This is a genomic window from Brevinematales bacterium (genome assembly GCA_026415355.1).
GTDB lineage: Bacteria > Spirochaetota > Brevinematia > DTOW01 > DTOW01 > SKYB106.
The window spans coordinates 57,399-70,188 of the sequence record JAOAHF010000012.1 but is presented as its reverse complement, the minus strand read 5'-3'; the positions used below and the strand labels follow the sequence as shown (position 1 = coordinate 70,188).

Here is a 12,790-nt window from a genome sequence, read left to right as displayed (position 1 = left end):
AAGTCACTCATTTCATATGCCATATCTGTGTCTCTTATTCTAGATTCTGCTGCTTGTAAGTTTTCGTACCCAATTAGTAATGATTTTGCTGTATACATTAGTCTGTTCTGATAAGCACCTAGATCTGCTCTCTGTTTGTTTACTTTCTGGAGTGCTTGATCTATGATACCAATAGCCCTGTTAGATTTCTCAGGAGATGATAGACTTATTATTTCTCCTGTTGCTCCATCCTTTATTCCCAGTGCTACTGCTGTCATTGATTCAATATTGACTTGAATTCTCTGATCCATATTTGCTCCAACATGTAACCACATACTTGCTGTAGGAATGGTAGTTTCAGTTCTCTTTGCAAACCTACCTGTTAACATTGTAAGACCATTAAACTGTGCATGAGAAGCAATTCTATCAACTTCAGCAACTAACTGAGAAACTTCAACCTGAATATAGAGCCTATCTTCGTCGGTATAGATACCATTTGATGCTTGAACTGCTAATTCTCTAAGCCTTTGGAGTACTTGAGTTGTTTGATCAATATAACCTTCAGCAGTTTGAATGAATGATATACCATCTTCAACGTTTCTTTCAGCTCTCAATAACCCTCTTATCTGAGCTCTCATCTTTTCTGAGACGGCTAAACCCGAGGCGTCATCACCAGCCTTGTTAATCTTAAGGCCAGATGACAACTTCTCAAGGTTTGAGTCTAAGCTCCAGTTGTTGATCTTGTACTGCCTATTGGCAAAAATTGATGATATGTTGTGATTTATAATCATAAACCCCTCCTTGGTTTTATATTTCCCCTCATCTTGAGGGGATCTATTTCAAAAACCTAAACCTTAGAGGGGGATAGCCGATACTTCTCTTAGCGGTTCTTTTGCTACCAGCTATCCACCCCTACTTACAGATGTAATATCGGATAGCTGGTATCTTTTACTTTAATTTGTTAAATAGTGTTAATAACCATGTTTTATGGGTTTTATTTCTTTTTAAAAATTCAACTTGCAGTAAGATGGTGTTCCATTATTACATGTAATAGACTGTTACTATCTTAAGAAAGTTATTCTGCCTTCGTATAGACTTTTACCAACGATTATTCCTTCCAAAAAGCCGTTGTTTATTTTTAGTATATCGTCAATATCGCTATCGCTTGATACTCCACCTGATATTATAAGATAGGGTTTTGGATACTTTTGGAGAATATCTTTTAGAGGTAACTTCTCGATCAGGCTTTCTTTGTATGTATCGATTGCTTTGTCGTATTCATCAAGTTTTTGTTTTAGTTCATAATTACCTGCTCTTGGATTTTTTAGAGTTTCCATAAATTCATTTACACCTTTAGTTAATATATCTATTCCTTCTTTAAGGATGTGTTGTATATTTTCTATCTTCATTATTTCTTCTACTACTATATTTAGGTGTTTCTGTTTGAGTGTTTCAAGTAGAGAGGTTATAAATCTTATATCGGGACCTAGTAGAGTTCCGTCTCTAGTTATATCCGTTGACATGATTCTAGTTACTCCCATTCTTAGTGCTTTATCGAACGCTTCTTCAACTGATATCTCAACATCAGATTGCCAACCATGTATTACTATTTTGTCAACATTTATGTCAAGTGATAATATTACTCTTTCTCTAAACTTATTTAGGACATTTTTAAATTCTTCTGGTTTTTTGATAAACATGGTTCCTATGATCACATAATCTGCTCCTGCATTTATGATATTTTCTGCTATTTCATAACTTCTAACTCCACCACCAAATTGAAGAATCAGATCCTTATATTTGTTTTTGATTGTCTTAATAAGTTCAAAGGTTTTTATTTCACCTGTTTTTGCTCCTTCAAGGTCAACAAGGTGTAATCTTCTGAAGCCTTTTGAGTATAAGTCTCTTATAACACCAATAGGATCATCAGAGTATACTGTGGCTTGTGAGAAGTCACCACGAGTTAATCTTACCACCTTGTTGTCATATATGTCTACTGCTGGTATTATAAATTTCATACTTACCTCCCTAAAATACTGTGCTACTTTTTACATATCTACCAACTTTCAATTTGTTAAGATCTACATTTGATGGAATGTAAGCGTTTAGGCTTACTTGTGTTTTCTTGGGTATTATGACATTTTTACCTATTAGTGTTGCATCAAAATTCATTATTGATGGATATCTGGTATTAGGTGCACCTAGGCCTTTACCTCCTAACACACAATCATCCGCTATGTTTGGGAATTTCAAGTTTGTTGTTACTTCATCAATTATAACATTATTCATTTCAACATTTCTACCTATCCAGTTTCCCGGGTATATTATAACGTTTCTTAGTTTTGTGTCTTTCTCTATCTTTACATCAGGACAAATAATACTGTTTTCAACAGTACCATCTACAAAGGTATTGTCTGCTATCAAGGAATTTGCAAATTTACCATGTTTTCCAATAGTAGCAGGGTTGAGGTACCTGGATTTACATCTTATTGGGTACTTCCCAAAAAGACTTTCATATTCGTTTATTATCTTCCAGTCAAGGATGCTTATGTTCATCTTGAAATATTCTTTAAGTGTAGAAAATGGGAGAAATAAGAAGTATTTTGTTTCGTAAGAATTATGCTCTTTGTAGGTATGTATAAAGGTACTGTATTTTTCAAATTTTATTGCTTCGATCAATTCTGAAAAGTATCTTTGAGAAAAGATACCAGAGTGATAGTGTTGAATGCTTCCAACTTTTGAGTACATAAGTCCTATTGAAAAGTTTTTTATTTCGTCATAATAGTTTTCAAAAGGAAACCATATTGGATATCCTATAGACCAGAAAATTTTTCTGTAATTTTGGTAAAGGAAGTTTTCAATATCGAAAAAAGTCTTATTGGAGTTTGGGGTTGTTTTGTTGAAGGGATTTACGTTGAAATTTGAGTATTCGTATTTGAAAGTATCTTTGTCTTTTGTAAGTATTAGAACTTTTACATTATCCCAGGAGAGTGCGATATGTTCTTCTATTGAAGGATGATTGGTTATTATTATGAAGTCTTCTATACCAACTCGTTCAAAGTTTCCTATTAGCCAGTCTATTATCTTAAATCTTCCTCCTACATATAAGTCATGAAAGCTTCTATCTTCTGATAATGATAAAAAGTTATCTAGGTTTATTGGAGGAATCGTTAATATTACACCTTCTCTCATAGTTTGAATTATAAACAATTAATAAACTCCCTTACACTCAAAAAGGTTATCGTCTTGAATAATGATCTTTGGTATTGTTTTTCGACAGGATTAATACAAGAAAAATGATAATTGAAATTTCAATTGATTGTAATGGTTTGGTAATATTGGAAGGGTGGATTATAACTTATAGATACTCTAAGATATTGAGCCTTAAGGTTGTTTTCCTTTTATTATTATAACTTTGTTTAACGATACTTTGTAGTTTTGGTTTTTATCAAGTAATTTTTCTATTGTAGTTAACTTTTCTATTTCAGATATGGTTTTGAAGTATTCATCTTTGAGATAGGATATTTTCCTGTTTAGCATTTCTTCTTCCTTACATAGATTCTTGAAGTACTGTTTTTGTATAACTGAAAATATAAGGATACTTGCCAATATAAGCATCATGACTACCAAGTAAAACCTTTTCATAGCTTACACCTTCTCATAAACTCTTAGTTTAGCAGATCTTGATGAAGGATTAAACTTTTGTTCTTCTATTGTTGGTATTATCGGTTTTGGTGTTACTATTCTAAAATCTCCTTCTTTAACTAATTCTTTCATTTTAAGTTTGACAAATCTATCTTCACCTGAGTGGAATGTTATTATACATAGTTTTGCTCCTGGTGACATGAATTTACTAATTTTAGAGAGAAGCTTCTGGATAACTCCAAACTCATCGTTTACGAATATTCTTATCGCCATAAATGTTTTTGTTGCTGGGTGGATTTTTTTTCTTGGGTAGTTCTTTAGATTTGTTCTTATTATCTCTGCTAATTCTCTAGGAGTTTCTATTCTTTTTTTCTTTCTATATTCGACTATGATATCTGCTATTTTTCTGGCAAATGGTTCTTGACCATACGTGAATATGATGTTTATGAGTTCCTTTTTTGAAAATTTATTTACAACTTCATAAGCAGTGTATGTAACCTTATCTGCTTTTGAATATATCATTGTGAGTGGAGCATCTGAATCAAAACTAAAACCTTTGTTTTTGTTGGCGTAATGATACATTGAGACTCCTAAATCGACTAATACTCCATCAAATTTTTCGATTCCGCTCTCAATGCTTATTCTGTCAATGTTTTCAAATCCTTCGTTTAGAAAATAGACATTTTTGAACTCTTTTAATCTTATCTTTGCTCTTTCGAGAATATCTCTATCTTTATCTATGCACAGTAATTTACCCTTATCACCAAGGCGTTTTGCAATTTCATAAGAATGCCCTCCTTCACCACAGGTACAGTCGAGGTAATTACCATCTTCTCTTATGTTGAGATGATCTAAGACTTCCTTTAGCATTACAGGTTTGTGGTAAAAAATTTCTTCCATAGTTTTAATAATTCTAAATGTTTGCTAGGTTTTATTTCCTTTTGAGTTGTTTGATATTTTTTATTGATAAATTTGCTGTTATTATGGGTATCAGTTTATAATGTTATGATATAATGTTAATTATTTCTATCTTGAAAATATACTGCCTACAGTAGTAGAATCAAGAATTTCAGCGAGGTTGACTTTTTTAGTTTGCTTAATTGGGGTTGTTTTAAATCCTAACTATGTAGGTCTTGTAGGGGTTTTTTGAAAGAAAAGAAAAATATCGGTTAAATTTTTTACTATGCTTTTGGTTGTAAAAGTAGGTACTAAGATTGTTTTAGATAGGTCTACTATAGCTAATTTGGTATCGGAAATTGCCAGTCTAGTTAGAAAAAATAATAAAGTTATTGTTGTATCAAGTGGTGCCATAGGTCTTGGAAGAAAAGTTCTTTCGATTACAAGGGCTTTGAATTTATCTGAGAAGCAGGCATTATCAAGCGTAGGTCAAGTAGAACTTATGAAACTATATCAAGATTTGTTTAAGCAGTTTGATATGAATGTTGCTCAAATACTGCTTACCTATAGTGAATTGAATTCGAAAAAGAGTTTGCTAAATCTTATTAACACGGTTAATGAATTATTTAAGATGGGTATTATACCTATAGTTAATGAAAATGATGCTGTTGCTGTTGAAGAGATAAAGTTTGGTAATAATGATATACTATCAGCACTTGTTGCTACTACTATACAAGCTGATAAACTTATTATACTTACTGATGTTGATGGAGTTTTTAAAGATTATGGTACGGAAAGACAGACACTAGTGAAAGAGATTAGGGATATTAAAGAAGTTTCTAGGTTTATGAAGGGTAAAAAGTTTGAGTTTTCAACAGGAGGCATGAAAACTAAAATTCAAGCAGGTTTTCTTTGTATGAAGTCAGGTGTTGAGTGTATCATAGCTAATGGATTTGTTGAGAATGCTATTAGAAGGATACTTGAGGGTGATGAAGGAACAAAATTTATTCCTGAAATAAAAGTTAGGTCATTTAAAGAGAAGTTACTCCTTATGTCAAAGAAAAAAGGTACCATAATTGTTGATGGTGGAGCAGTGAATGCTATAAAGGCTAAAAAGAGTCTTCTACCAGTTGGTATCAAAGAAGTTAAAGGTAAATTCACGGTTGGAGATGTAGTATTTATATCTGATACAAACGGTAATAATATCGCTATAGGTATAACAAATTATTCGTCAAATGAGATTAGCAAAATAATAGGTAGGAAGAGTTCTGAAATAGGTGATATTTTAGGTGTTTCTGACTATGATGAGGAAGTTATACACATTGACAATATGGTTTTGCTCTAGAATTTGTTTACGATATATATTTATATGTATTGCAGAATCTGTGGGAGCGATAAAGTTACTTATTCTTTGAAATCATTTAGATACAACTTTGATGTTTATAGATGTTGTAATTGTGGTGTTATGTTTAGGTATCCGTTTCCAAGTAGTGAAGATTTACAAAGTTTTTATACAGAAGGGTACTATTCTGGGATTAGTTTTTATTCTTATGTTGATGAGAGGAGTATTAAAGGTTCTCATTTGGTTTGGGATAGACGTTTAAAAAGGCTTATGGAGATATACAAAAAGGAAAATAACTCTTATCCTAGAACTATACTTGATGTTGGATGTTCATTTGGAGGTTTTTTAGAAAGGGCTAAGCTATTTGGGCTTGAACCATATGGTATTGAGATTTCAGAATATGCTTATACCTATGCTGTTCAGAGAGGTTTAACAGTATTCAAAGGTGATGTTAGTAATGTATGTTTGGATCAGAATAAGTTTGACATGATAACTATGATTGAAGTTATAGAACATTTAGAGGATCCTAGGAGAGTGATAACTAAACTATACAATTCGACAACTAAAGGAGGACTTATCCTAATACAAACTGCAAACATGAATGGTCTTCAGAGCAAGTTTTGGGGTAATAAATATCACTATTATCTTCCAGGACACTTACATTATTTTACGAACAAAACTTTGCGCAGATTGCTTTTTGATGTTGGGTACAAAAAAGTTTATGAGTTTTATCCTGTAGAGTTTGGATTGTTTCCAAAACTTGTCAAGGTATTCTTAAACACTAATAGAATTTATAGAGTTCTTAGGTTACTCAAGACAGCTGCTTATCATATACTCGGAAAAATTAGGTTTGGTGATTTAACTATTATGAGTTCTATGGTAATGGTGGGAATTAAGTAGTTTTGATAGTTATTTTGTATTCTTCTTTATGATGTAGATTGCTTAACGTGGAATATTTGATTTTTTAACCATTGATTTATTTAGAGGTTTTTGATGTTTATTTTTTGGTATGTATATCTTTTAAGATAATATCCTGCTATGGGAATTTGTTTATGAAGTATAGAGATATGGTTTTGTTTGCATCGGAGGTTGCTTTTGAAGCTGGGGAAATTATAAAAGAGGGATATTATAAGATCCTTGATGAGGGGATACATTATGAACTCAAAGGTTATGCTGATCCTGTCACTGAGTATGACAGGAAGTCTGAGAATCTCATAATAAGCAAGTTACTTGAAAGATATCCTTCTTCAAGTATTGTTGCTGAAGAAAGTGGAGAAGTTGTTTCAGAAAGTAGTATAAAGTGGATAATTGATCCGTTAGATGGTACTGTAAATTTCATACATTCTGTGCCTTTTGTTTCGGTTTCTATTGGTTTAGAAGTTGATGGCAGAATTGTGGGTGGAGTGATATATAATCCAATACTAGGTGAAATGTATTATGCTTCATTAGGTGATGGTAGCTATATGAATAACAAAAAAATATATGTATCTAAAATTAGTAGTTCTCAACACTCTTTAGTAGTTACGGGTTTTCCATATAGAAGAGAAGGTAGAATTGAGGAGCTTATAAAACCAATGAGAGCTATACTAAAAGATTATCAAGGGTTTAGAAGGTTAGGATCTGCTTGTATGGATTTTGTTTATGTTGCAAGAGGTAGTTTTGAAGTTTTTTATGAAGAAAACCTTAAACCATGGGATACTTCTGCTGGTAAGATTATTGTTGAAGAGGCAGGTGGCAAAGTTACTGACTATTACGGAAATGAATATACAATTCATTCAAAAACTGTTGTTGCTTCAAATGGACTTGTGCATGATATGATTATTGAAATACTTAAGGATGTTAAATCGCCCTAGATATTGCTAGTCTATTCTTAGTGAGTTTTTATTTAATTTTGACTAGAGGTAATGATAATGATTAGGATTTAACTTCTCCTTAGCTTTTTTACAGTCGTACCTTTTGATTTAGGTTTCGGATCTAACTAAAGGAGATTTCAGAAGTTAAAATTTAGTAACTGGATGATATGAGTTTTTACCCTAAATTTCTTTTATTGCGCGTTGATTTGGGTATTAGTTAATATTGAGACAGTAAGATGTTAGATTGTCTATAGTTAGGATAATATTATTGCGTTTTAGTGTTACTTTCGTTTTAGAGGTGAGCATAATGCTGTAATGTATGGTTGTGTAGAGTTTGTATTATATGATTAAACTGTAAAAAATGTAGAAGCATAAGAGTTATTACTTCTGGTAATTGGGTAACCCTTTATATTAGGGTTATCAAAAGTAATTTTTATCATTTAGATTGTGGTAATGATAAGGGGTACGATTGTTTTTAAACAATGTAATTTTGATATTTGATAGTTAGATTGAGTTATGTGCTTTAGGTGTAGTAATATTGGTATTTCGGTATTGAAGTAGGTTATTTTGAAGTGATGTGTTATAAATTACTACGGATAAACTGTTTTTAGTGGGAGTATGAATCCTAATAACTGATCTGGTGAAATTTGGAGTTTTTATAATCAAAGAAATTTGAAATTTCTTATGGCATTTTTGATACTTTAGTTATGGATCTTGGAAAGAAAGTAGGTTTTATAGGTTTTGGTAATATGGGAAGTGTTCTTGCTAAGGGTATTGTTGATAAAGGTATTGCTACCAAAGATGAAATATTTGTGTACGATAAGGAAGAAGCAAAGATATTAGAGGCCAGAAGGGTTGGTTTGAAGACTGCTAATAGTGTTGTTAATCTTTTTGAAAATACAGATTTTGTATTTCTTTGTGTTAAACCCAAAGATTTATTTGTTTCACTAGAAGAGATTAGGAATCTCAAAGGCTTGGATATTAAGTATGACAATTTAATTGAAAATAAAGTTTTGATTTCAATACTTGCTGGAACTAAGATAAGCCGTGTGAGGGATGCTGTGGGGTTTGAAATACCAATTGTAAGAGTTATGCCGAATACTCCCACTTTAGTTGGTGAGGGTGCTTTTGGAATTTGTTTCTCCAGTGATATCAGAGATGAAGATAAAGATATTATACTTAGGATTTTTGGCGCTCTTGGTAGGTGTGTTATTGTTAGTGATGAAGATTTAATGGATGTTATAACAGGTCTTTCTGGTAGCGGTCCTGCGTATATATTTGTTGTTATACAGGCTTTAGCTGATGGAGCCGTTAGAATGGGGCTCAGTAGAAGTGATGCTTTGTTATTGGCTGCTCAGACTGTCTTGGGTAGTGCTAAAATGGTTATTGAGAATCTTGGTAGCAAACACCCTGAAGAACTTAAAGATATGGTTATGTCTCCAGGAGGTACTACTGCAGAAGGTATAAAAGTTCTTGAGAAAAACAAAGTTAGATATGCGTTTATGAAAGCAGTAGAAGGTGCAACTAAAAAATCAAAGGAGTTGTCGAAATGATGTCTTCTTATATTAAGAAAGTTTTATCAAATACTGTTCCACCGAGTGTATTGATACTTTACTCAATATTAATAGACTGGAAAGAAATAGCAGGTAGTTTTTTTTACTCTCATTCTGTACCTTATAAGTTTTTTGTAAAAAATTCAGAGCTTTACCTAGCATGTGATGATCCAGTTATTGCCACTGAACTTTACTTAAATCAAAAAATATTAAAAAGTAGAATAAAGTTAGTACTCAACCTAGAAGTAAAAACTTTGAAAACTGTTTATGATATAAACAAATTTAGTAAATTCAAAAGTATTATTGACCATAGTTCAAAACCGGCTATTGAATTTTATTTAACTCATCGAGATAAGACGAGAATAAGTAGTTTAGTGTCAAGTGTAGAAGATGATGAAGTAAAAGAATCTCTTCAAATTTTCTTTGAAACTATAAGTATGGTTAGAAATGCTAGAAAGAATATTAAATAATATGTCCAACTCTCTTGATTTTTGGTATTATGAGGGGTTACACTAATTGAAACTTTTGAAGTTGTTGTTTTCAGTTTGATTAAAAGACAGGTTTTTATTATCATTCTTATATATGAAGTTGGTAAGGCTTCTAATTTGGTTTTTTGCTTTTTATCATATATTTTTAAGTGGTTATAACGGATGGGGTTTTGGTAAGAATAAAGTTACTTATGATACGCATGATTGGTATATATATGACATAGGTAATTATAGGGTATTTATAGATGAAAAGCAGACAAACATTTCAAAAATCGTAATTAGGGCATTAAAAGATGCTGATGATGAGTTGAGAGTGATTACTCAAAGAGAGTTATACGAAGTATTTCCTGTTATCTTGTTTCCTAACCAAATTGATTTTCAGGCAAATAATGTAATAGATGGTTTTGTAGGTGAGGGTACTGGTGGGTTTACTGAAGGACTTAAAAATAGACTTGTCATGCCAATAAATGGTAATTGGGGATTTTTCAGAAGAGTTTTGCAGCATGAAATGGTTCATGTATATCAGTTTGATTCTTTTAAGTCCCCGCAGTTCAGAAAGATTTTAAGAAGTGTGGATGTTAATATACCTTTGTGGTTTGTTGAGGGAATGGCAGAATATTACTCTGTTGAGTGGGATTTTTCAACTGAAGAAATTATAAGAGATGTTGCAGTAAATAATTCAATAGTACCCATATCTAGGTTATCGGATATTAATAAACTAATGCCTGGAGAGTATATACTCATATATAAACAAGGACAAGCTATACTGAAATATATCGGTGATAAATTTGGTAAGCCAACCATATATAAGATTTTCAAGTCTTATCTCAAGGGTGATAAGGATCCTTTCAAGTCAGAAGTAGGTATGGCTCTTGAAGATATCGAAAAGTCTTTTGTATATGAAACTAGGAAGAAATATCTCTCTATGATGTCTTCTTACGAAGAAGCTGATGGCTTTGCTAAATCAATAACTGGTGAACCTTATGGTTCCCAATCTTATAGTAAGTTTATACCAACTTTTATCTCATCTAATCTAGTTGCGTTTTTGACATACAAAGATATATATCCTAAAATAGTCCTTTTTGATATAAATCAGAAAAAAGTTGTTAGGACACTTGTTATAGGGGGATTTGACGAGAATTATCTGGAGTTTCATATAACTAGGAACAACATATCTTCTTCAACTAATGGAATTATAGTATTTGTTTCTAGATCTGGAGGTAGGGATGTCTTGAATATATATAATATATCGAGCGATTATTCTTATCAGATACCATTTGGAGATATTAGGATAATTTCATCTCCGGATATTTCTCTTGATGGAGAAGTTGTTGTATTTTCTGGTTTTGATGGGCTAAGAGAGGATATATACATTTTTAACCTTGTTACTAAAGATCTAAAGAGACTTACAGATGATATATTCTATGATTCTGAGCCAAGGATATCCCCAGATAAGGATTACGTGTATTTTATCTCTACTAGAAACAAACCTAGTCTCTTCTCTCAAGATACAGATATATACCGTTTGCGGTTATCTGATGGTAGTATAGAGAAGTTTATCGATATAGGTGGAGAAGAGCAGAATCCATTTTTATCATGTGATGGTAAATATTTATTTTTTGTATCAACCATCGATGGAGTCAGGAATATATTCGTTTATAGTTTTGAGAGTAATATAATAAGGAGATTTTCAAAAATTATTACAGGTGCTTTCTCGCCGAAATTGGATATCACGTCAACGAAAGTCATATTTTCATCAGTAAATAACTTTACTTATAACTTGTATGAAAAGGATTTTGATCCATCTAAACTATATAGTGATGAACTGTCAAATAGTACATTGATTTTAGTATCTGATATCAGTAACTTTAACTTTGAGTATTCTAGAATTTCTGGTATAAATCCAAGAGAAGTGAGTAAATATTTGATGATACCTACAGTTGATTATCTTACGGGTGCCTTTACTTTAAGTTCGGATTTAGGGTTTATTTTACTTTTTGGTGCAGGGTTTAGTGATATTCTTGGAGATCAAAGGCTTTCTATTCTATTTAACAATGCATATGTAAGTGGTATAGATAGTTTTAGTATCTCTGAACTTAACTTTGTACTGTCTTATGTTAATTATAAATACTATTTTGATTTTGGTCTTCAAGCATATAATATAAGAGACTACCTTTTTTCATTGATGAACTTTTTCTATTTACCTTCGATGTTTTATGAAATAGAAAACAATTATTATTCAAAGGCAGGATTTTCAGGATTTGTTTCTTACCCATTTTCTACATTTTCGAGGATAGATTTGTATGCTGAAAGAACTGAATATTATGATGTTCCTATTTTTGACTATATTAATAGGTTGTACCTATCGAAAAAGTTATACTCTTTGAATAGTATTTCTTTGAGTTATTCATATGATTCTACTCTATGGACTGTGGTAGGACCTATTAATGGTATAAGAACTCAGATGAAGTTTTCATATTATCCTGCGTTTTTTAGTGGTGATAAGAGTTTATTTTCTGTGATAGGAGATTTTAGAGGGTATTTAATGATAACACTTATAGATACTTTAGCGTTTAGATTTGTTGGAGGTAGTAAGTTTGGAGATGATGCTAAGGATATTAGGTTTTTCTTGGGTGGTATTGGGACGATAAGAGGATATAGGTTTGGAGAGTTTAGTGGTACAACTTTTCTTTTATCCAATCTTGAAATTAGAATTGCTCTTATAAGAGCGTTATTAGGACCTTTTGGTTTCTCGTTTCCACCTGTTTTTGCTAGTGCTTTTGTTGATGTTGGAATTATAGGAGATGATCCTACAAAATGGCAGATTACATATTTTGACACAACTGATGGACTCTTTAAGCTAAAAGATTTGAAGGTTGGTGTAGGTGTAGGAATAGGGGTATTGTTAGGGACAGGATTTAAGTTAAGATTTGATTTTGCTTCACCTTTTGATGGACATAAATTGCTTGATACTCAGGATTGGAAAACTTACTTCCAAATAGGATATGAGTTCTGATCTTTACTTTATAGTGT

General features: G+C 31.9%; 11 protein-coding genes. 6 read left to right on the top strand and 5 right to left on the bottom strand.

Annotated elements, in window-relative coordinates; all coding sequences use genetic code 11:
• The 5 genes from N2712_05900 to rsmH all read right to left on the bottom strand — a co-directional run.
• A partial coding sequence (locus N2712_05900) for a flagellin (GenBank protein ID MCX8029510.1) occupies nucleotides 1-770 on the bottom strand: 770 nt, incomplete at its 3' end.
• A gap of 270 nt (nucleotides 771-1,040) precedes the next feature.
• Nucleotides 1,041-1,997: a 1-(5-phosphoribosyl)-5-[(5-phosphoribosylamino)methylideneamino] imidazole-4-carboxamide isomerase gene (locus N2712_05895; GenBank protein MCX8029509.1), complete on the bottom strand. Its 957-nt coding sequence runs from the start codon at nucleotides 1,995-1,997 to the stop codon at nucleotides 1,041-1,043.
• 10 nt (nucleotides 1,998-2,007) lie between these two features.
• Entirely contained in the window at nucleotides 2,008-3,171 is a 1,164-nt protein-coding gene (locus tag N2712_05890; protein MCX8029508.1) for a hypothetical protein, read from the bottom strand.
• Nucleotides 3,172-3,363: 192 nt separating this feature from the next.
• Complete coding sequence (locus tag N2712_05885) at nucleotides 3,364-3,624, bottom strand: hypothetical protein (GenBank protein MCX8029507.1); 261 nt, start codon at nucleotides 3,622-3,624, stop codon at nucleotides 3,364-3,366.
• 3 nt (nucleotides 3,625-3,627) lie between these two features.
• Entirely contained in the window at nucleotides 3,628-4,524 is an 897-nt protein-coding gene (rsmH, locus tag N2712_05880; GenBank protein MCX8029506.1) for a 16S rRNA (cytosine(1402)-N(4))-methyltransferase RsmH, read from the bottom strand.
• A 283-nt stretch (nucleotides 4,525-4,807) separates the two neighbouring features.
• Here rsmH and proB point away from each other — a divergent pair, with 283 nt between their 5' ends.
• From proB to N2712_05850, 6 genes are all read left to right on the top strand, one after another.
• On the top strand, nucleotides 4,808-5,866 hold the full coding sequence (gene proB / locus N2712_05875; protein MCX8029505.1) for a glutamate 5-kinase: 1,059 nt from the start codon (nucleotides 4,808-4,810) through the stop codon (nucleotides 5,864-5,866).
• A gap of 66 nt (nucleotides 5,867-5,932) precedes the next feature.
• Entirely contained in the window at nucleotides 5,933-6,763 is an 831-nt protein-coding gene (locus tag N2712_05870) for a class I SAM-dependent methyltransferase (GenBank protein ID MCX8029504.1), read from the top strand.
• 152 nt (nucleotides 6,764-6,915) lie between these two features.
• Nucleotides 6,916-7,716 carry an inositol monophosphatase gene (locus N2712_05865; protein ID MCX8029503.1) on the top strand — a complete coding sequence of 267 codons (801 nt, stop codon included), beginning with the start codon at nucleotides 6,916-6,918 and terminating at the stop codon, nucleotides 7,714-7,716.
• A gap of 707 nt (nucleotides 7,717-8,423) precedes the next feature.
• Entirely contained in the window at nucleotides 8,424-9,269 is an 846-nt protein-coding gene (proC, locus tag N2712_05860) for a pyrroline-5-carboxylate reductase (GenBank protein MCX8029502.1), read from the top strand.
• Entirely contained in the window at nucleotides 9,266-9,739 is a 474-nt protein-coding gene (locus N2712_05855) for a DUF721 domain-containing protein (GenBank protein ID MCX8029501.1), read from the top strand. Before proC ends, N2712_05855 begins: the two co-directional genes overlap by 4 nt.
• Nucleotides 9,740-9,851: 112 nt before the next feature.
• On the top strand, nucleotides 9,852-12,773 hold the full coding sequence (locus N2712_05850; GenBank protein ID MCX8029500.1) for a hypothetical protein: 2,922 nt from the start codon (nucleotides 9,852-9,854) through the stop codon (nucleotides 12,771-12,773).
• Nucleotides 12,774-12,790 lie beyond the last annotated feature (17 nt).

Excerpts from the sequence above, each read along its gene's own strand:
- N2712_05850 (MCX8029500.1), top strand. The coding sequence starts at position 9,852 with ATGAAGTTGGTAAGGCTTCTAATTTGGTTTTTTGCTTTTTATCATATA.
- N2712_05855 (MCX8029501.1), top strand. The coding sequence starts at position 9,266 with ATGATGTCTTCTTATATTAAGAAAGTTTTATCAAATACTGTTCCACCG.
- N2712_05865 (MCX8029503.1), top strand. The coding sequence starts at position 6,916 with ATGAAGTATAGAGATATGGTTTTGTTTGCATCGGAGGTTGCTTTTGAA.
- N2712_05890 (MCX8029508.1), bottom strand. The coding sequence starts at position 3,171 with ATGAGAGAAGGTGTAATATTAACGATTCCTCCAATAAACCTAGATAAC.
- proC (MCX8029502.1), top strand. The coding sequence starts at position 8,424 with ATGGATCTTGGAAAGAAAGTAGGTTTTATAGGTTTTGGTAATATGGGA.
- proB (MCX8029505.1), top strand. The coding sequence starts at position 4,808 with ATGCTTTTGGTTGTAAAAGTAGGTACTAAGATTGTTTTAGATAGGTCT.
- N2712_05895 (MCX8029509.1), bottom strand. The coding sequence starts at position 1,997 with ATGAAATTTATAATACCAGCAGTAGACATATATGACAACAAGGTGGTA.
- N2712_05885 (MCX8029507.1), bottom strand. The coding sequence starts at position 3,624 with ATGAAAAGGTTTTACTTGGTAGTCATGATGCTTATATTGGCAAGTATC.
- rsmH (MCX8029506.1), bottom strand. The coding sequence starts at position 4,524 with ATGGAAGAAATTTTTTACCACAAACCTGTAATGCTAAAGGAAGTCTTA.